This window comes from Brevinematales bacterium, from assembly GCA_026415355.1.
Taxonomy (GTDB): Bacteria; Spirochaetota; Brevinematia; order DTOW01; family DTOW01; genus SKYB106.
Genome location: JAOAHF010000004.1, coordinates 1 through 25,321, shown reverse-complemented (window position 1 = coordinate 25,321; position 25,321 = coordinate 1). Strand labels below are relative to the sequence as shown.

Annotated in this window: 23 protein-coding genes; 13 read left to right on the top strand and 10 right to left on the bottom strand. The window is 33.0% G+C overall.

Annotated features, from left to right (window positions below; translation table 11 throughout):
* Positions 1 to 47: 47 nt before the first annotated feature.
* On the top strand, positions 48 to 728 hold the full coding sequence (purQ, locus tag N2712_02155) for a phosphoribosylformylglycinamidine synthase subunit PurQ (GenBank protein ID MCX8028777.1): 681 nt from the start codon (positions 48 to 50) through the stop codon (positions 726 to 728).
* On the opposite strand, the gene N2712_02150 is transcribed toward purQ, so the two are convergent.
* Together N2712_02150 and N2712_02145 are read right to left on the bottom strand one after the other, a co-directional pair.
* A complete protein-coding gene (locus N2712_02150) occupies positions 725 to 1,369 on the bottom strand; it encodes a phosphoribosylanthranilate isomerase (GenBank protein MCX8028776.1) in 645 nt (214 codons plus the stop codon). The genes purQ and N2712_02150 overlap by 4 nt on opposite strands.
* A 90-nt stretch (positions 1,370 to 1,459) precedes the next feature.
* Positions 1,460 to 2,308 carry a hypothetical protein gene (locus N2712_02145; GenBank protein ID MCX8028775.1) on the bottom strand — a complete coding sequence of 283 codons (849 nt, stop codon included), beginning with the start codon at positions 2,306 to 2,308 and terminating at the stop codon, positions 1,460 to 1,462.
* Between the two features lie 240 nt (positions 2,309 to 2,548).
* Here N2712_02145 and N2712_02140 point away from each other — a divergent pair, with 240 nt between their 5' ends.
* The 3 genes from N2712_02140 (at position 2,549) to N2712_02130 (ending at position 5,561) form a co-directional block, all read left to right on the top strand.
* On the top strand, positions 2,549 to 3,592 hold the full coding sequence (locus tag N2712_02140) for an arabinogalactan endo-1,4-beta-galactosidase (GenBank protein MCX8028774.1): 1,044 nt from the start codon (positions 2,549 to 2,551) through the stop codon (positions 3,590 to 3,592).
* A gap of 137 nt (positions 3,593 to 3,729) precedes the next feature.
* Positions 3,730 to 4,920, top strand: a complete 1,191-nt coding sequence (locus tag N2712_02135; protein ID MCX8028773.1) for an LL-diaminopimelate aminotransferase — start codon at positions 3,730 to 3,732, stop codon at positions 4,918 to 4,920.
* Positions 4,917 to 5,561 carry a hypothetical protein gene (locus N2712_02130; protein ID MCX8028772.1) on the top strand — a complete coding sequence of 215 codons (645 nt, stop codon included), beginning with the start codon at positions 4,917 to 4,919 and terminating at the stop codon, positions 5,559 to 5,561. Before N2712_02135 ends, N2712_02130 begins: the two co-directional genes overlap by 4 nt.
* A 42-nt stretch (positions 5,562 to 5,603) precedes the next feature.
* On the opposite strand, the gene N2712_02125 is transcribed toward N2712_02130, so the two are convergent.
* Genes N2712_02125 through rfbC form a run of 3 tightly spaced genes read right to left on the bottom strand, consistent with a single transcriptional unit; the run spans position 5,604 to position 6,900 of the window.
* Positions 5,604 to 5,960 carry a DUF190 domain-containing protein gene (locus N2712_02125; protein ID MCX8028771.1) on the bottom strand — a complete coding sequence of 119 codons (357 nt, stop codon included), beginning with the start codon at positions 5,958 to 5,960 and terminating at the stop codon, positions 5,604 to 5,606.
* Entirely contained in the window at positions 5,957 to 6,349 is a 393-nt protein-coding gene (gene crcB / locus N2712_02120) for a fluoride efflux transporter CrcB (GenBank protein MCX8028770.1), read from the bottom strand. The genes N2712_02125 and crcB overlap by 4 nt, the downstream gene beginning before the upstream one ends.
* Entirely contained in the window at positions 6,346 to 6,900 is a 555-nt protein-coding gene (gene rfbC, locus N2712_02115; protein MCX8028769.1) for a dTDP-4-dehydrorhamnose 3,5-epimerase, read from the bottom strand. The genes crcB and rfbC overlap by 4 nt, the downstream gene beginning before the upstream one ends.
* 93 nt (positions 6,901 to 6,993) lie before the next feature.
* Between rfbC and N2712_02110 the strand changes: the two genes are divergently transcribed.
* The 5 genes from N2712_02110 to uvrC all read left to right on the top strand — a co-directional run bounded on the left by N2712_02110 (position 6,994) and on the right by uvrC (position 15,085).
* The gene (locus N2712_02110; GenBank protein ID MCX8028768.1) at positions 6,994 to 8,307 is read left to right on the top strand and encodes a hypothetical protein; all 1,314 of its coding nucleotides are present in this window, start codon (positions 6,994 to 6,996) and stop codon (positions 8,305 to 8,307) included.
* 214 nt (positions 8,308 to 8,521) lie between these two features.
* Entirely contained in the window at positions 8,522 to 9,508 is a 987-nt protein-coding gene (gene obgE / locus N2712_02105) for a GTPase ObgE (protein ID MCX8028767.1), read from the top strand.
* A 113-nt stretch (positions 9,509 to 9,621) separates the two neighbouring features.
* Complete coding sequence (locus N2712_02100; protein ID MCX8028766.1) at positions 9,622 to 10,194, top strand: hypothetical protein; 573 nt, start codon at positions 9,622 to 9,624, stop codon at positions 10,192 to 10,194.
* Between the two features lie 140 nt (positions 10,195 to 10,334).
* Positions 10,335 to 13,076 carry a DEAD/DEAH box helicase family protein gene (locus N2712_02095; protein ID MCX8028765.1) on the top strand — a complete coding sequence of 914 codons (2,742 nt, stop codon included), beginning with the start codon at positions 10,335 to 10,337 and terminating at the stop codon, positions 13,074 to 13,076.
* Between the two features lie 398 nt (positions 13,077 to 13,474).
* Complete coding sequence (gene uvrC / locus N2712_02090; GenBank protein ID MCX8028764.1) at positions 13,475 to 15,085, top strand: excinuclease ABC subunit UvrC; 1,611 nt, start codon at positions 13,475 to 13,477, stop codon at positions 15,083 to 15,085.
* A 90-nt stretch (positions 15,086 to 15,175) separates the two neighbouring features.
* Here the strand turns inward: uvrC and N2712_02085 are convergent, their stop codons facing one another.
* From N2712_02085 to mtgA, 3 genes are read right to left on the bottom strand one after another with little or no spacing between them, the layout of a single operon-like run.
* Positions 15,176 to 15,454, bottom strand: a complete 279-nt coding sequence (locus N2712_02085; GenBank protein ID MCX8028763.1) for a SemiSWEET transporter — start codon at positions 15,452 to 15,454, stop codon at positions 15,176 to 15,178.
* A gap of 8 nt (positions 15,455 to 15,462) precedes the next feature.
* Complete coding sequence (gene ychF, locus N2712_02080) at positions 15,463 to 16,560, bottom strand: redox-regulated ATPase YchF (protein MCX8028762.1); 1,098 nt, start codon at positions 16,558 to 16,560, stop codon at positions 15,463 to 15,465.
* Positions 16,561 to 16,570: 10 nt separating this feature from the next.
* Positions 16,571 to 17,239 (bottom strand): monofunctional biosynthetic peptidoglycan transglycosylase, encoded by a 669-nt coding sequence (gene mtgA / locus N2712_02075; GenBank protein ID MCX8028761.1) that lies wholly within the window; start codon positions 17,237 to 17,239, stop codon positions 16,571 to 16,573.
* Positions 17,240 to 17,508: 269 nt separating this feature from the next.
* Here mtgA and N2712_02070 point away from each other — a divergent pair, with 269 nt between their 5' ends.
* Positions 17,509 to 18,108, top strand: a complete 600-nt coding sequence (locus N2712_02070; GenBank protein ID MCX8028760.1) for a Maf family protein — start codon at positions 17,509 to 17,511, stop codon at positions 18,106 to 18,108.
* On the opposite strand, the gene N2712_02065 is transcribed toward N2712_02070, so the two are convergent.
* Together N2712_02065 and N2712_02060 are read right to left on the bottom strand one after the other, a co-directional pair.
* Positions 18,097 to 18,567: a hypothetical protein gene (locus N2712_02065; protein ID MCX8028759.1), complete on the bottom strand. Its 471-nt coding sequence runs from the start codon at positions 18,565 to 18,567 to the stop codon at positions 18,097 to 18,099. The two genes, N2712_02070 and N2712_02065, sit on opposite strands and share 12 nt — an antisense overlap.
* 96 nt (positions 18,568 to 18,663) lie before the next feature.
* Positions 18,664 to 20,736: a hypothetical protein gene (locus N2712_02060; GenBank protein ID MCX8028758.1), complete on the bottom strand. Its 2,073-nt coding sequence runs from the start codon at positions 20,734 to 20,736 to the stop codon at positions 18,664 to 18,666.
* A 156-nt stretch (positions 20,737 to 20,892) separates the two neighbouring features.
* On the opposite strand from N2712_02060, the gene N2712_02055 reads away from it, so the two are divergent.
* The 3 genes from N2712_02055 to N2712_02045 form a co-directional block, all read left to right on the top strand.
* Positions 20,893 to 23,775, top strand: a complete 2,883-nt coding sequence (locus N2712_02055; protein ID MCX8028757.1) for a hypothetical protein — start codon at positions 20,893 to 20,895, stop codon at positions 23,773 to 23,775.
* 45 nt (positions 23,776 to 23,820) lie between these two features.
* Entirely contained in the window at positions 23,821 to 24,834 is a 1,014-nt protein-coding gene (locus N2712_02050; protein MCX8028756.1) for a hypothetical protein, read from the top strand.
* 95 nt (positions 24,835 to 24,929) lie between these two features.
* Positions 24,930 to 25,321, top strand: a 392-nt coding sequence (locus N2712_02045; GenBank protein MCX8028755.1) for a hypothetical protein, incomplete at its 3' end; no start/stop codon positions are given.

Sequence of the window (25,321 nt, the reverse complement as noted above, 5' to 3'; positions counted from 1 at the left end):
ACTTAAACTGAAAGATATGTTTCTTATTATTTAACATTATTAGAGCTATGAAGAAAGTAGGAGTTGTAGTTTTTCCAGGAGTGAATTGTGACATTGATACCTATAATGTACTCAAGAATGTTATAGGAGTAAATGTTAGGTATGTGTGGCATACTGAGACTGATTTATCTGATCTAACGGCAATTGTTTTACCTGGAGGGTTTTCATATGGAGATTATCTACGAGCAGGTGGACTTGCTAGGTTTTCTCCTGTAATGTCGGAGATTAAGAAAATGGCTGATAAAGGATACCCAGTTCTTGGTATATGTAATGGGTTTCAAATACTAGTTGAGGCAGGATTGTTACCAGGTGCTTTTTTGAGAAACAAAACATTAAGGTTTATTTGTAAGTATCAAACTATAAAGGTTTTTAATAATCAGACAATATTTACTCATAAGTACAAACTCAATCAGATTCTAACGATACCTATAGCGCACGGTGAAGGAAACTATTACTTAACAGAAGATGACATAAAATCTGTACTGGATAATGAACAAATAGCATTTCAATATTCAGATAAGTTTGGTGTTGTTAATGAAAATACAAATCCAAATGGCTCTGTGTATAACATAGCAGGTATTTTCAACAAAACTAAAAATGTACTTGGTATGATGCCACATCCAGAAAGAGCTTCTGAAAGTATTCTAGGTTCAATAGATGGTAAATACATTCTAGAAGGACTGTGTTAAATATTTAGTTGGTTTAGACAACTTTTGAATGTATCGTAGGTTTCTCTCATGAGTTTATGGTTTTTAATGCCAGGAGATTCTTCTATTCCGCTTGATAGATCAATGCCGTAGAGGTATCTACCAAAGAGTTTGATAATTCTACTTATGTTATCTTTGTTTATGCCACCTGATAGAAATATTTTCTTTGTTTTTATTTTTGTGAAAAGATAATCTAGTAGATCAAGGTTAATCTGTTTCCCTGTTCCACCATAATTCCCTTCAACATAAGCGTCAACTAGTACGTATTCACTTGGATAGCTATTTATGATATCTACAGAGTCTTTGTCTTTTAACCTAAATGCTTTTATTATTTTAATATCTTGGCTTGAAAGTTTTTTTACATAATCTTCATCTTCATTTCCGTGTAGTTGTACTGCGTAAAGATCGTAAGTCTTATAAGTGTTGTATACCTTTTCAATATCTTCATCAACAAAAACGCCAACAAAGTTACCTTTTACTTCTCTAGAAATATTCACAAATTCTTCAGGGCTGATAAACCTCTTGCTACCTTTGAAGAATATAAACCCTATTAGGTCAACTCCAAGACTTAGTGCAAATTTTACATCTTCTATCCTTCTGAAACCACAGAACTTTATCTTCATATTGTATGAAAGTTTATAAAATTTGTATTTCAAGAGTCTATTTACTCATTGTACTCATGAGTAGTGTTACAAGTTTAATTCTACTAAGTATCAGTGTTGCTTGACATTTTTACTCGATACTTTTAACCTTTTTAACACGCTTTCTATTTCTTGTAGGATTTTTGCATTTGATAAAGATGATAGTTTTCTTTTGGATATTCTACCTACAACTATGTTGTCCTTTATTTCAAAGGAAGATGATACGTAGTAAACCATAAGTAGATCAAATATATTTATTTTTTGTAAAGGTATTAAATATGAATTTGAATGTATTACCTTAATATTTCTTTGGGTTTTTTGGTTTGGTATTATTGTGTTTATGATTGTGTCACCAACTAGGTTGTTGCTAATTATTACTATTTCTTTCTTCATAAGCACTTTGAACAGATTTAGAATCTCCCTATTTATTTGTTTGTAGTTTGCTAGGTAGTGTTGGATTTTGTTGTATTCTTGGTATTCTTTAAAGTTGAAAAGAGAAAAAAATGATACTGTGAAGCAGTCGGAAAAATTTAGTGTTACTTTTTCAATAACCTTTTTTACGAGGTTTAAGGGTGATGACTTAGACATTAAATTTGTCAGTTCGCTACAGTTTAGCAGGTATTCAGAAACTTCTACAGGTAGGTAAGATTTTGATGCTATAAACTTTGGATTTTGGTTTTTGGAGTTCTGATAATTTAAAAAGAAATCGAATAATTTCGTTAAAAACTTTAATTGTTTTAGTGTTATTCTCTTTTGAACTGAACTCAAGTTGTTGTTGTAAATCCATATGTTTGTATCTTCGTTTATACTTATTTGTATTGTATTTTTTGAAGGTTGTTTGAGTATAGATTGAAAAGGTAATATTTCAATTTTATCTATCACGATTTTGTTGTTTGTACATATATGGCTATCATTACTCATACGGTTGTCCTTTGGGTATTTTTTTTGCATTTTTCTAATTTGTTTGAGAAGTTTGGTACTACTTTAGTAATTTTATTTTTTTCGTAATACGAGTTTAAAGTTTTTACGTTGCAGCCGAATAGAATTTAAAGCTAACAGATGATCAAATTCCTGATAGGAAGTTAAAGTTTTGTTGTTGTACTTGGTAAAGTAATGTTTTTATTGATGTTAGGTTTTATTGCTATCATTAATAATTTTCTCATGAGAATTTTTGTGATTTTGTTATCTTTCTTTTTTGTTTTTGGATGTGTTGATTTTACTAGTAGACAAAATATCTCTAAAGGAGTAGCAAGATTTAGAAGTAAAGTATTTTTCAAAGGAGCTGATGTTTCTTGGCTTCCACAGATGGAACAAAGTGGGTTTGTGTTTTACAATTTTAGTGGTAGTAAAATGGATTTACTCGACATACTCAAGGAAAATGGAATGAATACAATACGGTTGCGTACGTGGGTTAATCCGAGTAATGATCCTATCAATGGACATTGTAGTGTTGATGAAACTGTTGATATGGCAGTTAGAGTTAAGAAAAAGGGTTTATATTTGATGATAAACTTTCATTATAGTGATAGTTGGGCTGATCCATCAAAGCAGTATAAACCCAAAAATTGGCAAGATCTTACTTTTGATCAATTAAAAACTAAAGTTTATGAATACACAAAGGATGTTATGATTAAACTTGCTAGTAGGGGTATTTATCCAGAGTTTGTGCAAATTGGTAATGAGATAAATTCTGGTATGTTGTGGCCTGATGGTAGTTATACAAACTTTTCAAATTTAGCAGAACTTATAAAATTTGGAGTGAGAGCAGTCAGAGAGGTAAGTCCTAAAACATTAGTAGTTATACATCTTGCGAAAGGGCATGATGTAGAGCTATTTAAGTGGTTTTTCGGTAATCTTAATAGATATTTTACAGACTACGATGTGATAGGTATGTCTTATTATCCTTATTGGGCTGGAGATTGGAGAAAAACTTTGCCTATGCTTATATCTAATATGAATGAAATGGTTAGATTGTACAGAAAATATGTTATGGTTGTAGAGACAGGACACTTTTATTACAGAGAAGATGAAACTTATGATATTTTAGTATCTTTGATAAATGGTGTTAGAAGTGTGATTGGTAAGAAAGGAATAGGGGTTTTGTATTGGGAACCTCAAGGAGCAGAAATATGGAGTGGATATTCTATGAGTATTTGGAAAAATGATGGTAAACCTACTAAGGCTTTAAAGGCGTTTAGAGATTAGGATTTCTAATCTCTCGGGTGACTTTTGGGTTTGATTGATAGTATGGAGTAGGTGTTTTTTATAATTTCTATCGACCAGAGGTTAATAGGACGTGATTTAGTTTTATGTTTTTTTAATCATTGGTATAGGAGGATATGATGAGTCAGCAGTTGGATATAAAGAGTAAAATATCAAGTAATCTCTCGAAGCTTCCTAAATATCTTTTTGCTGAGATAGATGAAATCAAGAGAGAAATGGTAGAAAAAGGTGTTGATGTTATAGATTTGAGTATAGGAGATCCTGATATTCCTACTCCGGATCCAATAGTTGAGGCGCTTTATGAATCTGCTAAGAATCCATCTAATCAGAAGTATCCTTCTTACGCAGGTATGATTGAGTTTAGGAAAGCAGTTTCTGAATGGGTTTACAGAAGATTTGGTGTTGAGTTTGATCCAAAAACGGAAATTATAGCACTCATAGGATCAAAGGAAGGCATAGCGCACATACACTGGGCTTTTCTTGAGCCAGGAGATATTTCACTAGTTCCTGATCCTGGATATCCTGTTTATAATTCTGCTACCATACTAGCAGGGGCAACTCCTTACAAGATGCCGTTAAAAGAAGAGAATAACTTCTTCCCAAATTTTGACGAGATATCTTGCGAGGTTTTGAGAAAAGCTAAACTCATGTTTATAAACTACCCAAATAATCCAACATCAGCAGTAGCAACTTACGAGCAACTTGAAAAAGCAGTGTGGTTTGCTAAGAAAAACAATATAATACTTTGTTCTGATCTGGCGTATTCAGAGATATATGATGGAAATCATAAACCTGTAAGTATATTCAACGTACCTGGTGCGAAGGATGTTGCTATTGAGTTTCATTCACTTTCAAAGACTTTTAATATGACAGGTTGGAGAATAGGTTTTGCTATCGGAAATCCTGAGATAGTAAAAGGCCTTTTGAGTGTAAAATCAAATGTTGATTCTGGAGTATTTAATGCTATTCAGATAGCAGGTATAAGAGCATTACAACCAGATATGGATAAGTATATTCAAAGCAATAGAGACATAATATCAAGAAGGAAGAGAAAAGTTGTGGATATGCTAAAAAATGTTGGATTTGAAGTTTATTCATCCAGTGCCACTTTTTATGTATGGGTTAAGAATCCTAAAGGTTTTTCTTCAAAACAGATCTCTACAGTATTCTTGAAAGAAGCTGGCATTGTTGTCACACCAGGTAATGGTTTTGGGGATTATGGTGAGGGGTACTTTAGAATATCTCTGACTGCACCAGACGATAGAATAGAAGAAGCGGTTAGCAGGATAAAAAAACTCAGTATAGCATGAGATGGTTTATTTTTGTTATTGTTTTCATTACACAGATTTTTGTGTCTTCTTGTGTAAGATTTGCTGTTATAAGTCCAACTACAGATGCTAGTTCAATATCCGGCAGAGAATTGTCAGTAGGGATAGCAAACTATACGAGATACTTTTCTTCGCATGTTAGGAAAGGGGTGGTTAAGGGAAATTTCTTTGGCATTGAGGTAGGCAATTTTATATCGTATGGAATTCCAGATGATAATTTCTTTTCTATAAGTTCTCTTTTTGATATAAAGATTTCAGCTTTTGAATCGAGCAAGAATAGATTTGCAACAGGGCTTGGGGTGAGTTATCTATATCTTTCAGAAAAATCAAACAATTTATGGTTCTACATAAATGCTTTTCATTTAGTTGTTCCAGTTTATATGGAATCATCTATGACAGAGTGGTTTAAGTTTATAGTTAATTTTAGGTTTTTTGCTAACGTCTTTTCTTCTGGTGATTTGGAATATAAAGTTCTCTCGAATTATTCAAAAAATTTAGTATCTGCAAATGTGGGAGTTGAATTTTTTGATGTTTTTAGGGTAGAAGGGTATATCATAGGTGGTGAAAATTTAAATGTCTTTCCAATACCTGGTTTTAGTTTTTATTATACTTTACAATTTTGAGGACTTTTTGTAAAAGATTTGAAAATTTTCGATGTTAATTACTTACTTTGAGTTTTTGTTATCTCCGTGAATGTATCTTATAACTTTTACTTCCTCTAATGTTATCAATCCACCTTTACCTTCGACTAATTCGTCTATCAGAGGTAAAAGTGAGTTTATTTTATCTTCAGTATCAACTATTTCTACTACTATTGGTAAATCTGTTGAAAGTTCGAGTATTTTAGCTGAATGTATTCTACTAGTAGGACCGAATCCCATAATTCCTCTTATTACTGTTGCACCTGCTATACCTAATTCTTTTGCTTTGATTACGATCTCTTCGTAAACAGGTTTACCTTTTATCTTATCGCTTTCTCCTATGAATATTCTGAGTAATAGTGCTTTACCAGATAGCTTCATACCTTCCTCCTAAATATGATTTCACCTAGACTATGTCCTACTATTACAAACATCACTCCTAGTAATACTGATAAAGATACATTAATTAGGAAAAGTTTTATTTCACCGTCCCTTAGTAGGTTGAAGTTTTCGAGTGAGAATGTTGAGAACGTTGTGAAGCCACCCATCACTCCAATCGTTAGAAATACTCTTATTTCTGATGAAATTATTGCGATTTCGAATAAGTATCCCAAAAAACCTATCAAAAATGAGCCTATAGAATTAACTACTAGTGTTCCTATCGGGAAGACTATATTGAATGTTAAGTTTGTGTAGTATGATAGTATGTATCTAAAAACTGATCCTAGTCCACCTCCTAAAAATACAGCTAACACATATTCTAGTTTCATAGTATATCCCTTAGTCTTGGTAGATTAGAGTCTTTTGTTGATATTATGGGGTTTATTATTCCAAATTCTTCTAGTGGCCATTTTATGTTTATATCCTTGTCATTCCATACTATACCTTTATCGTACTCTGGGTAGTAAAATTCTGTTGTTTTATATAGTACATCTGCAATATCTGATACTACCAAAAATCCGTGAGCAAATCCTTCTGGTATATAAAGCATTTTTAGATTTTCATCGGACAGGTACACTGAAACCCATTTGCCAAATGTTGGAGAACCTTTCCTAATATCTACTGCTACATCAAATATCATTCCCCTTACGACTCTTACAAGTTTTCCTTGGGGAAATGGGTCTTGAAAGTGTAATCCCCTTATCACACCTTTCAAAGACCTGGAATGGTTATCCTGGACAAATTTAAAGTTTAGTCCTATTTCTTGGAAAACTTTCTCATTCCAACTCTCCAAGAAAAAACCTCTTTCATCTTTGAAAACCTTTGGCTCTATTATCACAACCCCTTCCAAATTTGTCTCTTTGACATCAAATTTCTTCATACAAAGAATTCTTGAAATTAGTTTTAATCAAATTCAACTTATTGTTTCTTCGATAGTTGTAATAATATCTTTAGTATAGATATACTTAGTACTATGAGAAGTAAATTTGTGATTTTTAGCCTTTTATTCTTTTCGATAAGTTATGTTTGTTCTCACTCTCAAGGACAATCATTTTTTGTAAATAGTTTTAGAATAATTAATTACACAAACAGTATTCCACAAAATCCTGTCTTCTTGATAGAGTTAGACTATAAAGTTGGAGATGCAAATCATTCACATAAACATGACTTAAAATTGACAGTGAATTTAAGAAATAAAAAGCAAGAATTTACCATAGGTGAAAATGTAATTTTTAGGAAGATATCTGATAGCAAGATAGTTTTATTTGTTCCCATAGTGTTAAGTTTATCGAAAAATCAAGATAGTATTAGTTTCTTAATACTTGAAGACAGAAGGGTGATCTTTAAAACGAATATAGTCTTTCTGATAGAAAATATCATGCAACAGCCTATACTGTTGTTTGAAGATATGAAAGGTATAGAGATACCTAGGTATTCTAAGGCAAATCCTTTTAAGTTCTTTTTCATTCATAAATTACCTTATGAAGGAATGGTTATAAATTTAGACAAGAATATAACAAATATAGTCAAATCGTATCCTTCAAAAAAATTTGTAGGTTTGAATATTTTTGAGTATACTTTCACAAGCGAAGGTGACTATGTCATAAGGGTAGGGAATAGTGAGTTGAAAACTAGAGTAAGGTTTGATGATACTCCACCTTATTTTAGAATTCTAAATCCAACAAATAATTCAGTTTTTTATAGAACAAACAGGATACGGATAAAGTGGACTGATCCGGTAGATGTTAATGGTGTAAACAAAGATAACTCTTATCTTACTGTTAGTAGAGATGGGAATTTGATGACTAATATTTTACCGTTAGTGTCGATGAATAAAGAATCTCTTATTTCACCTTACGAGACAGTTTATTTGGATTTACCTGAGGGGGATTATAGTTGTAGTGTAGTATATTTTGATCTAGAGAGAAACTATACGAATGCTGATGTTTTTTTTAGAGTTTTGCCTTCTATCATGGATAGAGAAAAACCTACTTTTATAAGAATTGATGTAGAGGGTGCTAGTATAATAGGTAAAAATTCTTTTAAGGCAAATTCGAAAGACGTTAGAATTTTTGTTGAAGTTTCGGATGGAGAGTATGGTAGTGGTGTAAAGAGTATATACTACTCATTTGATGGTAGGACATTTGTTGAGAATGTTTTTGATAATTTTAAACATATTTTCCTTAGCCTAGAATCATACAAAACTGACGTAAAACTCTGGCTTGAAGATTTTGGAGGGAATATCAGTCAAACTAACGAAGTGATTATATTTTATAATTACCGTTAGATGAATCTTTTTTGCTTTTTTTGTTCTCATAATTCACGAGGATTTCAAGTCTTAGGTGTTAGTTTTTGAATTGGATAGTGGATGTTTGAATAATGCTATTTTATAGTTTGCAAAAACTTCTAGTTGTCTCTAGGCTTTAATTAATGGGTAATGGAGTTTTTGGAAAATTTGGTAGTATAAGCTTAATACTTTTTAAGCTTTTAGGAGTCGAATTATGTTTAAGGATATGGTAAGAATAAAGGTTATTGCTGGTAAAGGAGGTGATGGATGTGTATCGTTTAGAAGGGAAAAGTACGTTCCTAAGGGTGGACCTGATGGTGGGGATGGTGGAAAGGGAGGTGATTGTATAATAGTTGTAAATCCTAATTTGTCTACGCTATCTCATATTTACGATAATCAAGTTTTTAGAGCTCAAAACGGCGAAAATGGTAGTGGTAGAAAGTGTCATGGTGCAAATGGTAAAGATGTTATAATAGAAGTTCCTAAAGGTACACAGGTTATTGATGCTAACACAAATAAACTGATAGTTGATATGACTAATGTTGATAGGTTTGTTGTAGCAAGAGGTGGAAAGGGAGGACTTGGTAACTGGCATTTTAGAAGCTCTACTAATCAAGCGCCTACTCAATATACAAAAGGTGAAAAAGGAGAAGAAAGGGAGTTAATACTAGACCTTAAGCTCATAGCAGATATAGGTTTGGTTGGATATCCAAATGCTGGTAAGTCGTCAATAATAAGAAAACTAACTAGTGCTACTCCAAAAGTAGCTGACTACCCTTTCACAACTGTAGAACCAGTGTTAGGAGTATTATCATATCAACACATGAGGGTAATTATAGCAGATATACCGGGAATAGTAGAAGATGCTCACCTTGGTGTGGGGCTTGGTATTGAATTCCTTAAACATGTTGAAAGAACTAGGACAATAATACTGGTTCTTGATATCGTTGACAAACCACAAGAAAAGGCAAAGGTACTCGTAAATGAGCTTAAGAACTACAATAGGGAGTTGATAAAAAAAATAAAACTTGTAGTCTTGAATAAGATAGATTTAATGGACGAAGAGGAAATAAGGAAGATACCTGATATGATTGAAGAAATAAAAAAATCGCTACCTAGGAAGGGTTATGATTTTAAAACTGTTTCTGCATTAACAGGTGAGGGAATAGAAGAATTAAAATCTGCAATAATATCGTTATGACGTTGTAAGGTTGCTTTTATTTACTATGTTAGGGATGCAACTATGATATTCTTACTTTGTGTGGAGTGGAAAAGTGAATATATAATAGTTAAAAATGGAGGGTATAATTAATTATGGATACTATCCAAAAATTTCAAAGCTTGTTGGAAAATATTTTCCAATTTGATTCATCTGACTTAGATTTCGGGATATACCGAATTTTGAATTACAAAAGAGAACAAATTGAGAAATTTATTGATGAAGACCTTAAAAATATAGTTGAGGAGGCTTTTAAAAAACACAAAAGTGAAGGACTGGAAACAATAAATAAGAAGATTGAAAAAGCAAAAGAAGAAGTCATTAAAAATCTTGGTGAAAACGCTTTTACCCCTACAGGTGAAATCAAAGATGAGTTCAAAAATAAGTCCTTTGCCAAAGAATATATGAAAGTTAAGGTACAGAAAGAAGAGATAGAACAAATCGACCAAATAAAATCACAAGTTTTCAACAACCTTTATAACTTCTTCTCTCGCTATTACGAAGAAGGAGATTTTATTCCGCAGTATCGCTATTCCATAAAGGGGCACAAATACGCAATTCCTTACAACGGTGAAGAAGTAAAACTCTACTGGGTAAATCAAGACCAGTTGTTAATGTTTTGCGTTCATCCTTTGGAAAAATTGAAATTCCAGAAGATACACTCTTGAGATACGATACAAATATCCAATCCTATGTTAAAAAGATCAGTGAAAAAAGAGGACAGATAAACCTGAAATATTTTCAATACCTCGCAGTTCTTTTTACAGAAATTGTTCTGGATAATTTAAAAAATAGAAGGGATGAGTTTTTGAATAATCTCAACGAGTTCCTTGGAAGCTACAAAAAAAACAAAAACATAGATATAGATAACTTCACGAAAAATGACTTTAAGTTCACAAAAAATGACCTTAAAAAGCTTGCCTTCTGGATGGCAACTGGCTCGGGTAAGACACTGATAATGCACATAAATTATTATCAATTTCTTGAATACAAACTGTTTTCTCCTGATAACATTATTCTTATCACTCCGAACGAGGGTTTATCAAGACAGCACTTTGAGGAATTACAAAAAAGCGGGATTCAATGCAGACTTTATGGAGGAAGTTTAAATGGTGGTATAAAATGGGATAATGAGGTTTTGGTGATAGAGATAACCAAGATCGTTGAGGAGAAAAAAGGTGGAGGACTAACGATTCAGGTTGATGCTTTTGAGGGTAAGAATTTAGTTTTTGTTGATGAAGGTCATAAAGGGAGAAAATCAGAAGATCAAAAATGGGCAAAACTTAGAAACCAACTTGCAAAAGACGGCTTCGTTTTTGAATACAGTGCTACTTTTGGTCAGATCTTAAGTGAAGATGATAAGAAAACGCTCCAAGAATACGCAAAATCAATAATCTTTGATTATTCTTACAAATATTTTTATCTTGATGGATATGGTAAAGACTTTTCGGTGTTAAACGTAGCAAAATCAAACAACATAGATAACTTTCAGGAAGTGATGTTTGTAGCAAATCTTTTATCTTTTTATGAGCAAGTTCTTGTTTATGAAGAAAACAAACACCTAGCAAAAGAATACAATCTTGAAAAACCTCTCTGGATTTTTGTAGGCACGACTGTAACAGGAAAAGAAGAGGAATCCGATGTTATTCAAATTGTGGAATTCATAAATAGAGTTATCAAAGAAAAAGAATTAGTAAAGAAATGGATAGATAACATAATAGATGGTGGAACCGGTTTAAAAGATGAAGAAGGTGAAGATGTATTTAGAGACAAATTCCGGTATCTAAGAAAAAGAGAAATTAATCTAGATGATATCTATAAAAAGGTTTTTGGTGGAACTGGAGTATTGGGTTTATATGAGTTAAAAAATGCTGAAGGGGAGATTGGCTTAAAGGTCGGAGAGAATGATTATTTTGGGGTTATAAACATTGGCAACGTCTCAGCCTTTAAAAGGCAATTAGAAGTAAGGGGGATTACTGTTTCTCAGGATGTAATTTCAGGCTCTCTTTTTGACAAGATAAAAGAAGAAGACTCAAAAATTAACATACTCATAGGTTCAAAGAAGTTTATTGAAGGATGGGATACTTGGCGTGTTTCTTCAATGGGACTTTTAAATATTGGGACAGGTCAGGGACCACAAATTATACAGTTATTCGGTAGAGGGGTAAGGCTTAAAGGTAAAAATATGTCTCTTAAAAGAAGTGGTGCATCTCCAGAGATTCAAATTTTAGAAACCCTAAACATTTACGGAATTAAAGCAGATTATCTCAATAAATTCTTGGATGCTATAAGAAAAGAAGATGTAGAATTTGAAACAATTAAGATACCCATATATCCTCAGTACAAATGTAAATGGTGTAGTCTTTACATACTTTCCAAACCTGAAAAGGATTTTGCTGAAGAAAAAGTCTTGAGACTGGAAATTAGCAAAGAGATTCACTGCACTGTTGACCTTCTTCCAAAAGTTTCTTTACATCAATCAGGAAGAGAAGAAAAACCAAACATAGAAGCTGGGAGTGTAGAAGTAGAAGCTCAAGATATGAGACCTAAACTCCAAAGCCTTATTGACCTATTAGACTGGGAACATATTTGGCAGGAAATAATTGAATTCAAAAACCAGAGAAATTACTGGAATTTAATCTTCACAGAAGAAGATATAAAAAACCTTCTTTCATCAGACAAGTATAAAATTTTTGCTACACCAGAAGCTTTTAACATTAAAAACTACGAAGATATAAGGCGTGTTGAAGATATAGCATTAATAGTTATCAAAAAATACATTGATTTATTCTATCAGAAGAATGCAAAGATGTTTGAGACAGAGAATCTACGATGTGAAAATATGAAAGAACTACCATTTCCTAATAAATCCAGAAGTTATATTGTGCAAGTAGATAGAAAAAAAGATGAATTAATTCAAGAGTTAAAGAATCTTGCGAAAAATTTAAACAAATTGCTTCAAGAAAGTGAAACAGGAAATTTACCGCGTATCTATTTTGATAAATCTCTGTATGTGCCATTGTTGATTCAAAACAAGAGTATAGACAAGATTTCGCCTCAAGGTTTAGTAGAAAGTGAGAAAAATTTTATAAAAGGATTAAGAGATTACATAAAAAACCACAAGGATGAATTCAAAAATATTGAAATTTACCTCCTAAGAAACTATCCGTTTTCTGGAGTTGGTTTCCAACTCCGATGGGCAAAGTTTTATCCAGACTTTATTATGTGGATAAAAGAAGGCAAAAAACAGACAATTGTATTTGTGGACCCGAAAGGTTTAGAGCATACAAAGGATCTAAATAACGAAAAGATACAGTTTAGCAAAGATATTAAAGAATTGGAAAAGAAACTTAACCAAAATGTAATACTGGAATCCTTTATCCTTTCCCAAACTCCACACAATAAACTAGAATATGGAACGAAATTTCTTCCTTCAAAAGATAAGTATATAGAAAACCATGTTTTGTTTTTAGAAGATGAGGATTGGGTAGAAAAATTCTTCGAACTTCTTGACTTAGATAAAACAAATACGTATAACACAAAAGTATGATCCCTTTCAAGCTTTTACGAACAGTTACTTTTGGATGTCTTAGGAAGATTGAGTTTCTGGAATATGGGTTTTCTAACCTTTGAGTAGATTTTTTCATTCTTTATTTTCTGAACAATGGTAGGAGTTTAAGGGAGTGTCGAAAAAGGAGTAAGAGAGGATAGACAAAGCCATAGTTTGCTGATCGTAGATTTTAGGTTTTCTACCTACTTTAGGTTTTGTTTAAGCTATACGGTGGAATATTAAACTTCGGGTGGTAAGATTTTAATATATTTGTTTTCTGTACTTACTTGTTTGGAGTGATTATTGATACGATACTCATCATGTAATGGCTTTTTAAGGTAGATTTTTTCAAACTTATTTAATTTATCGCTAACAAACATTATATTATAATATACCCTATGATTAGCAAAAGTTTTTTGAAGAATATACCAGAAACACCAGGCGTGTATATAATGTATAGTGAAACAGGAGAGGTTATATATGTAGGAAAATCAAAAAATTTAAGAAACCGAATATCTTCCTATTTTACCTCAAAAAATCATTCTAAAAGGATTCAAAATCTAGTTAATAGAATTCACAAAATAGACTACATAGTTGTGAATAATGAAACTGAAGCACTTATACTTGAAGCAAATCTAATCAAAAAACATAAACCAAGGTACAATGTATTAATGAAAGATAGTAAGTTTTATCCTTTTATTAAGATGTCAAAAGATGAGTTTCCTTACATAATAGCTACTAGAAAGTACGAGCCTAGCAGTAACTATGAATATTTTGGTCCTTACACTGACAATAATTTACCTTACAAGTTAGTAGATATAATTCAGAGGGTTTTTAAAATAAGAACCTGTAAAATGATGCCAAAGAAAGCTTGTTTGAATTACTATATAGATAGATGTTCAGCTCCTTGTATAGGTAAGATATCCTTAGAGGATTACTCTAGGGATGCTAGTAATGCAAAAAGATTACTCAAGGGTGAAGTAGAAGTAGTAATAAAAGATCTTGAAAATCGTATGAAAGAAGCTGCTAAAGAATTGAATTTCGAGAAAGCATCTCACCTGAGAGATAGTATTTTTGTGCTAAAGGAGTTAGAAAATCAAAAACAGTTTGTGTTTAATACTTGTGAAGATATCAATACAGATTATTTGTCATTTTCGGAGATGGGTGAACTTATAAACTTTTATGTTGCGCATGTAGTTAATGGTAGGTTTTTAGGTAAGCAAAGTATAACTTTGAGAAAAGATGAGGAAGAAGATCCTTTGGAAAAGTTTTTGCTAAATATGTATTTTGAAGATGATAATGTAGTTTTACCTAAAAGGATATGTGCTGATGTAGAGATAGTTGGTAAAGTAGAGGAATTTTTTAACAAGATAAGTAAATCAGTTTATCTCGAAACTGTAGTGGAGAGTCCTATTGATGAAGCGGATACGAGAATGATTGAGATATCAAAGAAAAACTCTATCATAATACTGAATGAACATTTCTCAAGATTTGAAATGGAAGATAAAGAGATTGAAGAGTTATGTAGAGTTTTGGAGTTAGAGAATGTCTCGATTATAGATGGATTCGATATAGCAAACTATGGTGATGAGATTGCTGTTGGAGCTAGTGTTAGGTTTGTAGATGGTATGCCTTTCAAGAAAGGATATAGACTTTTCAACATAGAGACTGTTAAAGGGCAAGATGATTTTGGAATGATGAAAGAAATTGTTTTTAGGAGATATAAGAGAGAGAAGGAAAATGGAGTATTGCCAGATCTGATACTCATAGATGGTGGGAAAGGACAACTTAACTCTGCTGTATCATCTCTTGAGAAACTTCAGTTAGAGATACCGATAGTTGCTTTAGCAAAGGAAGAAGAAAAAATAGTAACAAAAGATGGCAGAGAGATTCTTCTACCTAGAAACTCATATGCCTTGAGATTACTTCAGAGAGTTAGAGATGAAGCTCATAGGTTTGGTAATACATTTGTCAGAAATTTGAAGTCAAAAAGAGTTAAAAAGTTATAATGGATTGATTTTATGTAACCCAATTTCCTATGGGAGTGTGGATTTCTGAAAATAAAACATATTTTGTTATTTATAGAGAACTTTAGGTAGCTATCTTTCGTTTACTGTTCTGTCATATTTTATTTTGAGAAGTAGTATAGTGGATGCGATTACTAACGTGATACTATTTGCAAATATTATAGCAAGTGATGCTGTTAGTATGCCGTATATAAGCCAGAGTAATATTCCTATAGTGAATACTACAAACATAACAAGTGAAAGATCTCTTGCTGATTTGGTTTTTAGTATCTTTACAAGTTGAGGTATGAAAGATGTAGTTGTAAAAGTTCCTGCTGTAATTCCCAAAAGTTCGATTAATATTCTCTCCATAAACCCTCTCATACATTAAATCTGAAAAACATTATATCTCCATCTTGTACTATATAATCCTTACCTTCGAGTCGTATTTTACCTTCTTCTTTTGCTTTATTCCAAGATCCTATTTTTACAAACTCTTCGTAATTTATAACTTCGGCTCTTATAAATCCTTTTTCCATGTCAGAATGTATCTTACCTGCTGATGATTGAGCGTTAGTCCCTCTTTTTATAGTCCAAGCTCTAGTTTCTTTTTCACCAGTTGTAAAGAATGTTATAAGGTCAAGTATTTTATACCCTTCAATAGCGAGTCTCTGTAACCCACTTAACTTAAGTCCTAAGTCATTTAAGAATGCTTTTGCTTCTTCTTCTGGTAATTCTACAATTTCGCTTTCTATCTTAGCTGAGAGTGCTATAACATCCGTTTTTAAAGTGTTTTCAACATATTCCTTCAGTTTTACAAAGTTGTTATCATCGTTTTCTTTACCTATGAATTTTTCATCAATGTTAGCAACAATTAGCATAGGTTTGAGTGTTAATAATTGGTACTTTGAGACTGTTTCTTTTTCATCTTTGCTTACTACGTTTGTAGCCAACTTTCCATCAGACATTTCTCTGTACAATTTTTGCAAAACATCGAGTTCTTTTTGAGCGTCTTTGTTACCACTTTTTGCAACTTTTGAGAGTTTTTCGATAATTTTTTCAAGTGTTTCGATGTCTTTTAGGATAAGTTCAGTGTTTATTATTTCGATATCTCTTATTGGATCTATGTCTCCTATGTGTACTACATCTGATGCATGAAATAATCTAACGACTTGTACTATTGCGTCAACGTCTCTTATGTTTGCCAAAAATTGGTTGCCTAGACCTTCACCTTTACTTGCTCCTTTGACGAGACCTGCTATATCAACAAACCTTATAGTTGCATAAGTTTTCTTTTGAGAGTTTGATAGCTTTGATAATGTATCAATTCTTTCATCATAAACTTCAACAACACCAACATTAGGCTCTATTGTACAAAACGGATAATTTGAACTTGGTACACTTGCTTTAGTTAGAGCGTTAAATAAAGTTGATTTTCCTACGTTAGGAAGGCCTACTATTCCACAAGAAAATCCCATTTCTATCTCCCTAATCGTTGTAATATCTTTTTATAAGTTCGACTCTATTTTCTACGAGTTTTGATATGGAGAAAGGAGAATAAATCCTAGGGTTTGGTAATACAGCAACTAATCTAACTGCTTCTTCAAAAGATAGATTTCCTACATCTTTTTTGAAGAAGTGTTTACTTGCTGAAGCAATACCGAATATTCCTTTTCCCCATTCAGCGTAGTTTAGGTATAGTTCTATTATTCTGTCTTTACCGAGTATTAGTTCCATTTCCATGGTTATTATCAGCTCTAAGTACTTTCTAAAAAAGCTCTTTTTTGGTAATAAAAACATAGTCCTAGCAGTCTGCTGAGATATAGTACTGCCACCGTAATATTTCATGTTACCTACTTTTAAGTTTTTGTTTATTGCCAAAAATATACCTTCGATGTCAATACCTTTATGTCTGTAAAAATTATAGTCTTCTGCTATTAGAACCATTCTTAAAATTCTTGTTGGAATTCTCTTTAGTGGTACATAGGTGTGTTTTATGTCCTTGATTCCTAGTTCTCTCTTTCTATACTCCATAAGGGGTGTTGTTTTAGGATTGTTATATTTGAGGTATAATACATATACTGAAGAAATTAATACGAAAAGAATGTGAAAAACAAGAATAATTCCAAGAAATCCAATGACTAACTTCTTAAGCATAGATATATAATATAACACAAGTTTGCAAATAAATTCAAACTGAAAAACCCCACCCTAATAGAAGTTAGAATCTACAAGAATTACTGTTTGCTGAGAAAAACAGTTTATCATTACACCTTAATATCTAAAAACATTCAAAGGTTAGTACTCGTAGCATGATTTGTGTACCTTGGTGTGTTGAGAAAACATGGACTTGTAGTTGATCTAGAGATATTAAAAGTTTTTCTTTCAAATTGTATTTAATTTACTTGTGTGAATATAATAAATGTGTGTTAAGCGATTACAGAGTGATTTTGGGTAGTGCTTCGGAAGGTAGAAGAGAAATATTCAGTAAGTTTTTTAAGAAATTTGATGTGATTGTATCTAATGTAGATGAAGATGTTGTTTCTGAGAAGCTGAAAGCATATAAGAACGATCCTATAATGTTATCAATGTATCTTTCGTATGTTAAGAATGTTGATATAAGATCAAAAATAATTGATGTGGATAAATTTGTTTTGTTTACCTTTGATACTATTGTGGTTCATCAAGGAGAGATAAAACAAAAACCCAAAGATAAAAAGGTAGCCAGAGAATGGTTTTATTCCTATAGAGGTGACTTTCAAGAGATAATAACATCTTATTCTATATATATTTCTGATGTTAACGTTACGATAAATGACTATGATCTCTCAACTGTTTATTTTAAAAATGTACCTGACGATGAGATAGAGAGATATATTCAAGAAAATCCTGTTACTACATGGGCTGGGGGTATAGCAATAGAAAGAGCTAGAAATTTCTTTGAAATAATAGATGGAGATGTATACAGTATAATAGGTGCTCCTATGAGTAAGATGAAAGAAGTACTCTCTTTGCTAGTTAGTTAAAACGACGTTTGTTATATTACTCAGTGGACTAAATATTTTCTTAGATGATGAATAAGATGCGACTGCTATATAATATTCAAGATTTCTTATGAAAACTATTTCATTTTTTTCGTTTCTTGTTGTGAGTGGTAATTCAAATGTGTATAATTTTGGTTCTGAAGTTGGTTGGATGGAGAATGTTGGTAGTACTCCAGTTTGATTATCTGGTATTTTAGGTTTATCTGACAATGGTTTTGAAATATCTGCGATATCATTATAGTATCCTGAAACAAAAACTACATATCCAGAAAAGTAATCTTCATCATTAAATCCCCAAAACTGTATTTTTACGGTATCGTTTTCAGTGAAAGATGCAACTAATCCCATAGGGGGTCTTAATTTAACTTCCAATTCTGGAACATCTATACCGCAAGAGTAAAGTAGTATTATGGATAATAAGATAACTAAGATCCTAAACATACAACCATTAACATACAATCATTCTGAATATAAGATGTTTTTGAAGTCAAAGAAATAACACTAGATTCTTTGATAGTTTGCTTAGATATAGTTTTCTTACTTTTTTGCTAGTTTTAGGTTATTTGATTGGGCGTCGTAGAAAAAGATTAAAGGTTTATTATCAAGTACTAAAATTGAAGAATATCCTCCTGCTTTACCACTAGAGACTACTTGTATGTTCCATTTTTCACCGTCATAGTATGCGTATCTTATTTCTCTCTTCGATTGTACGAAATAAGATATGTGAGGTTTACCTTCGTTGTCAACGAATATAGATGTAAATCTTCCTGGATCATCTTTAGCATCAACTAAGTATGTCGTCCATTTGCCTTTTGATCTTATGGCGTACTTTAATGCCTTTGTGGTTGAATCGTAATAAGCAACGTGTAGGTTTCCTTGATTGTCTACTTTCATACTGGCGTAATAACCAACCTTCCCTTCGGAATCAACGGTTTCAAACCTCCATCCAGCGTCAGTTTCGTAGATACCTTTTCTACAGTATCTAAGATCTCCATTTCCGTTATCTAGATAAACTATATGAATAGTATCGTCAAAGATACCTATACTTGTGTCACTTCCCACATTTTCATAACTATCTGGAACTGATACTTCCCATCTATTCATCTGTATGTTGTACGTTATGTATCTGAGGCTACCAACAGTGTAGTTGTAATATGAGATATGAGGAATTCCTCTACTATCTACTACTATGCTTGTATACCTACCTGATTTATCTTGCTGATCAAGTGTTGATATTCTCCAGTTTTTACTTTCTTTAATAGCATATCGTAGATCCTCGTCATCCCATCTTTCATTTATGTACGTATAGGATATGTGTATTCTATTAAATCTGTCAACAAATATTGAAGGATATTTACCAGTGTCTACTTCCTTATCAACTATTTCCAGGACCCAATTTTTACTACCTTTTTTCAGAAAACCATAGTATAGGTTTTTGGAGGTTATGTTGTAGTATGCTATGTGTATATTGTCTTCACTATCTAAAAACGACGAAATGTTAAACCCTGATCCTATATTCCTATCGACGATTTCTTCAAACCAATTGTCTATGATAACAGAGTAATTTGTTTTGAAGGTATTACCTAGTTTGTCTGTTGCCACTATTGATATTTCATATTTGCCGTTTTTAAATTTTGTGGTATCGAAGCTGAAGATAATGTTATCCTTTTCCTTTTTGAAGTTTATTCTCTCGTTGCTTATACTGGCATAGTAGTTGTCTAGTCCAACTCCTTCATCCCTAAACTTTGACAGAAATTCAAAGTTGCCTCGAAGTATAATGTTATTTGTAATTCCCTGAATTTCTGCTATTGGTGCAGTTTTGTCAACTTTAATCCATTTAGAAGATTCATAAACTTTACCTTTTATATCCTCTGCTCTGACTGTGAATACATAAATGCCTGTTGGTAATGAAGATATGTCTATTTCTATTGTGGCACCTGGTTCTTTTGTTGTATCTGACATTAGTTTCTGACCTACTTCATTTTGAATCTCGAGATATATTGCTTTTAAATATTCCAAGGCCTTTGGTTGATATTCTTTATGTAGTTCGACATTGTAAGTTATTGTTATGTTGTCTTTGAAGTAGTCAAGATTTTTTTCATCGATTACCTCTAGATTAACCGAGTATATATATTCGCTTTCTCTTACTTCTTCTATTTCAGGTAATACTATTTCAGGTTTTATCTCTTCATATTTCTTGATGTACTTTGCTTTGATCGTTTTGTATGATATTTTCTTCTCTGTTTTTACGAGAGTAGTAGGTTTGATGAAAGTAAATCTTATTGAATTTGTTTTTATTATGCTACCATCTCTTTCTACTACACATATGAGAGTGTTGGTTTTGCTTACTATCAGAGTATCAACAACTATGCTTTTTTTATTCGCTTTTGATAGATGTATTATTGAATCATTGAGTAACACTTTTATTGTATCTGAAGTTTTTGCACCTATTATGGTTAGGTTAATCTGTATATTTTGGTTTGTTATAACTTCAAGATTTCTGGGATAATTGAATGTTATCTTGATTTCCTCAGTGTTGATTCCACAACCATAAACTATTAGGATCATGGATATAACAATTAGTATTGCTAACCATCTCATAAACTTCATGACTTGAGCACCCCCGACTTAAATTATGGTAAATAAACAAAAGTTTGCTTTCAACAAGTGCGTTTGATTTTGGTACATATTAGTGAAGGAACTTTTTTTTATTGACAAAGATTTTTGTTTGATTTATACTCACTATTGAATATGAGGGGGCATGTTATGAGGTTGATTAGGTTTGCGATAGCGTTAATAACAATTTTTAGTTTATTCCTTCCATTTTTGCATGCTCAGGAAGATGAAGAGGCAGTTGGTACTGCTTTTCAGAGACCGACACCATCAATGGAGGGGGTTAGAGAAAATCCTGAGGGTGCTGGGTTTAAGAACAACGTAGTAGAAAAAGGCCAGAGGCCTGATCAAGCGAAAATAGTTTTCTTAGATCCAGTAGGAGATGATAAAGGACCAGGTTACTATACTTATCCTACTCATCCGGTGTATGTTATCGGTGGATTTGACATAATTAAGGTTGAGATAGATGCGATGGATGATAAGAATGTTACATTCAAGATAACTGTTAACGCTGATCTTAAGCAGGACTGGGGAATGGCAGCGGATTTTGACATTCAGCATTTCCAAATTTATATTGATCAGGATAGGTTGCCGGGATCTGGGTACTTGAGATCAATACCAGGACTTAACATATATTTCCCACCGGATCAAGGATGGGAGAAAGCTATCATAGTTTCACCTCAACCTAGAGCAAGAGTTGAGATAGAAGTTAATTCTAAAGCAAAGGATATGGCTCAAGATGTCGTGATACCTAGAGTTATAAAAGGTGTTGGTAGAACAATAATTGCTGTTGTTTCGAAGAAGGATCTTGACTTGACACCCGATAAAGATATAACCAAGTGGGGATTCCAGATTTTCTCGCAGTCTAATGAAGGTTTCCCTGATCCTGAAGATGTTTTGACAAGAAATGTCAATGAATACAGAGGATTACATAGGTGGGGTGGTGGTAGTGATTACTGGGGGGATCCAGAGTTTGTTGATATGATTGTATGGCCTGCTAAAGGAACACTTCAAGAAGCAAAAGATCAATTTGAAATACTGAATGTTTGGGAATCTTATCCTAATCCAATACAAGATGTAAAAGCAGTTGTACCGATGGTATTTATTGATCAAACGGAACAATGGAAACCCCCAATAGGATATTATAAATTTGCTAAGGCAATATCTGAGAGGCTTAAGCCACCAGCTCCTAAAGATAAGTATGTATCAGATAATTTTACTTTTGCTGGAAGTGTTAATGCTCAATGGTATCCCAATTTATATGATTCCAATCCACCTATGGCTAAACAAGCATCAGGGTTTGGTGGTGGAGGTTTAAATACAACTTTTGTTCCTGAAGCTCATTACGATAATGCTATATATTCTAGATTTACTTTGGAATTTTACGGTAAGGTATTTACAGAAATACTTAATTTTTACGCTAGACTAGAAACATGGTGGGGATCTGATTCTAGATGGGATATATGGACTGGCAACTTTAATAGAGACAATAGAGGACCTCAGTATGTTCCTTTGGACTTCCAGTCTTTCAGATTCCAATTCGTTAAACCTATACCAACAGTTGATTATGTATCCATAGGTAACTATGATGTTAGTGTGGACGCTTGGACTGTTGGAGCTGCTTCTTATCCTGACAGAGATAAGTTCAAGGGAATTTTTGTGGATGGTTCAACAGAATTTTTGAGTATTTCCTATCATTTAGGTGTTTTTTACCCATTCCCGTGGTTGGGATTAAACTGGTCTTTAGGTAATTTTACTGTCAAAGATCATGTTATAGCCGGTAAAGTATTTCTTAAACCACTACAATGGATAGGTATTAATGATTTTGATCTTTTTGCTTCGGGATATGTGTATACAGATTATGAGCTTAGTTCTCAGAATGATAACAACGCTTACGATGCAGTTGTTAGGTTTGCTAACAGTGCTTTTAGTTCTCAAATAAGATATGTATTGAAACTTTCAGGTTTATTTGATCTTGATTTATCACTGAAAGGAGGTGTATCTAGGTTTGAAAAGGGTGTTGATCCTTTAACTGGAAAGAAACTTTCGGATGGTGGTGCAGGTATTCCTTCGGGTACAAATGATGTTTCAGGTATGTTTTTGGTTCCTACTGTAAAGTTTAACAATATAATTGGTTTGGGTATAAATCTAACGCTACAAGGATTCTTTGTATCTAATTACTATTCAATAATGGCTGCTAGAGGAGATTATGCAAATGCTAAGATACAAGATGTTCTAGAAATGTACGGTAATCAGAGTGCTCATCCTTATCCACAAGATGCTGCTCCATTCCAAAAGTATGGTTTTGCTGAAGGTGGTAATCCGGTATGGGAGAGTGTATCAAGTGGTGGTTGGATAGGAGGCACAGGAATCGTAGAGTGGGCTTTGGATGTGCTAACCATACACGGCGAGTTTTCATACTGGGGCTTTACTCATTCTAACTACAATATTTTGCCGTTGGGGTATACTAATGGACAGTGGATTGTTATTTCTGGTCAAAGTAATAGAATATACACTATCCCATATGCTATTAGAGGCTATGCTTTTGTTAAGTATAACCTTGATATAGGTAATGGGCTAGAAATTAAACTGGACTATCTTTACAATCAGTCCAAAAACTGGTGGCCATTTGCTCCTGAACATCTTGTAAGGGCAGGTATGGGTGGAACTGGTGAGTTTGTATATGGTTTCATCTATACGAGTCATTTGCCCAGGTTGTCATTCTACTATCAGTTAACTAAACTAGTTAGAGCGGGTATAGGTTTTGTATACAGAAACGATAACATACAGGATTTGTATCCAGTAATGGGTGATTTGTCGCCAGATTGGCCTGTCAAAGGATATCACAGCTTTGTTGATCTGCAGTTTAGTAATCCTTTAGGTCACTTGAGAATATACCTTGATGGGTTTATTGCTGATAATCCTAGAGAGATAGGGTATGCTGTACAAGGTAAGAGAGACTTTAGAACTCCTCTGGAGTATTTTGGATACAAGTACAATATTGTGGGATTAGTTGAACTAGATGTTCATTTTTAGGGGATTTTTATCCCCTCATTATAATATTATTAGTGGGAGGATTGTATGAAGAAATTTTTATACATTTTGATTGCTTTCGTTGCTATTTATTTATCAGGGTGTCAGATGGTTGCTGATTTTCTTGTTACTAAACCTGAAAGTAATCAGCCAGTTTATGGCACTTTTTTGAGGCCTGGAGAAGATCCAGGATTTATATCTTTCTCTAATTCGGTGAATATTCATCCGAGTATACCTATTATTGGTACAGTACTAGCAAGTGGAGTTGACCCTGCTTTTGATGATAATGGGTACGGTAATATTGCCTATGGAACTGCGTATAGGCCAGGTATATATGATGTAAATGAATGGAAGATAACTGCTGACGCTAACTACATATATGTCTATCTCGCAATGAGGAGTAAGCAGTATGGTTCAGAAGAAGTGGCAAAAAACAATGGTGGTTGGTTGTTTGCAAATGTTGCAATATTCTTTGGAAAAACAAATAGTAATCCTACTGTAACAAATGTTGGTTTTCATTCACCTAATGATGGTGCTGGTACTTCAGGGGGTGCTACTGGCAAGTTGTCTGCTAGATTATTTACGACAAATATTCAGTTATACTATGGTGCTGCGGTTATAGGTCCTACCAAACCTAATTCAGGTGGGGTATGGATAGTGAACAATTTCTGGACAACTTCTCCTACTAATAGATTAGCATCTATAACGACTAACGATATATTTAAAGGTAGTATAGGATTTCTCTCAAGCAATACTACTATTGCTTTTAGGATACCTAGAGTAGGTGATCTTACTAACTCTGGAGAGAAGTGGTGGGTTTTCATAGGTGTTCAAGGATGGGAAGATTATGGACTTGACTCACCTTGTCCGACGGTGAACGGACATTTAAGAGACATTATACCTTTGTATCCAGATTTATATAACTTTGCTGCAAGTGATGGGAATAACACAAATACTTCTAGATTTGTTGACATAGTAGTTAATAACCCCGTTAGACAGTCTAACATCATATACAACAGAATAATAGATGCATCTGATATGATTGTTATAACTTTACCATAGATTTTATGGTTTTTTTTAAACTGAGGTATATTATTTATGGTAGAAAGTTGAAAGATAAAAATTTTTGTTTTATAATCGCAATCATGGAGGTATATATGAAGTACGCTAAGATACTTTTATCGCTGCTTTTAGTTGCAGCTGTGGCTCTAAGTATGAGCCTAGTTTCTTGTAGTCCAGCTCCTCAGCAAGATGGAGGAACTGGTGATGGTGGTGGTCAAAGTTATGTATGGACAGGACCAAAGATAGAGATAGTTGTCAAACTCTTGCCAGGTGCTACTAACCTAATAGACTCTATCAATAATTTCACGAATGATATCAGAATAGTTGGAAGTATTGGTGGTCTGAAATTAGCTTCAGACACTAGGGTTGTCCTTTCTGACTGGAAACCTGAAGATAGTAGAGCCAAACTTTCATTTGTTTCAAATGATAGTGATGGATTACCATTATACAAGATAGTTCTTGCTAACGATTTGACTAACAATATAAC

Coding starts and splice junctions, on each gene's coding strand:
- purQ (MCX8028777.1), top strand. CDS start 48: ATGAAGAAAGTAGGAGTTGTAGTTTTTCCAGGAGTGAATTGTGACATT.
- N2712_02150 (MCX8028776.1), bottom strand. CDS start 1,369: ATGAAGATAAAGTTCTGTGGTTTCAGAAGGATAGAAGATGTAAAATTT.
- N2712_02145 (MCX8028775.1), bottom strand. CDS start 2,308: ATGAGTAATGATAGCCATATATGTACAAACAACAAAATCGTGATAGAT.
- N2712_02140 (MCX8028774.1), top strand. CDS start 2,549: ATGAGAATTTTTGTGATTTTGTTATCTTTCTTTTTTGTTTTTGGATGT.
- N2712_02135 (MCX8028773.1), top strand. CDS start 3,730: ATGAGTCAGCAGTTGGATATAAAGAGTAAAATATCAAGTAATCTCTCG.
- N2712_02130 (MCX8028772.1), top strand. CDS start 4,917: ATGAGATGGTTTATTTTTGTTATTGTTTTCATTACACAGATTTTTGTG.
- N2712_02125 (MCX8028771.1), bottom strand. CDS start 5,960: ATGAAGCTATCTGGTAAAGCACTATTACTCAGAATATTCATAGGAGAA.
- crcB (MCX8028770.1), bottom strand. CDS start 6,349: ATGAAACTAGAATATGTGTTAGCTGTATTTTTAGGAGGTGGACTAGGA.
- rfbC (MCX8028769.1), bottom strand. CDS start 6,900: ATGAAGAAATTTGATGTCAAAGAGACAAATTTGGAAGGGGTTGTGATA.
- N2712_02110 (MCX8028768.1), top strand. CDS start 6,994: ATGAGAAGTAAATTTGTGATTTTTAGCCTTTTATTCTTTTCGATAAGT.
- obgE (MCX8028767.1), top strand. CDS start 8,522: ATGTTTAAGGATATGGTAAGAATAAAGGTTATTGCTGGTAAAGGAGGT.
- N2712_02100 (MCX8028766.1), top strand. CDS start 9,622: ATGGATACTATCCAAAAATTTCAAAGCTTGTTGGAAAATATTTTCCAA.
- uvrC (MCX8028764.1), top strand. CDS start 13,475: ATGATTAGCAAAAGTTTTTTGAAGAATATACCAGAAACACCAGGCGTG.
- N2712_02085 (MCX8028763.1), bottom strand. CDS start 15,454: ATGGAGAGAATATTAATCGAACTTTTGGGAATTACAGCAGGAACTTTT.
- ychF (MCX8028762.1), bottom strand. CDS start 16,560: ATGGGATTTTCTTGTGGAATAGTAGGCCTTCCTAACGTAGGAAAATCA.
- mtgA (MCX8028761.1), bottom strand. CDS start 17,239: ATGCTTAAGAAGTTAGTCATTGGATTTCTTGGAATTATTCTTGTTTTT.
- N2712_02065 (MCX8028759.1), bottom strand. CDS start 18,567: ATGTTTAGGATCTTAGTTATCTTATTATCCATAATACTACTTTACTCT.
- N2712_02060 (MCX8028758.1), bottom strand. CDS start 20,736: ATGAAGTTTATGAGATGGTTAGCAATACTAATTGTTATATCCATGATC.
- N2712_02055 (MCX8028757.1), top strand. CDS start 20,893: ATGAGGTTGATTAGGTTTGCGATAGCGTTAATAACAATTTTTAGTTTA.
- N2712_02050 (MCX8028756.1), top strand. CDS start 23,821: ATGAAGAAATTTTTATACATTTTGATTGCTTTCGTTGCTATTTATTTA.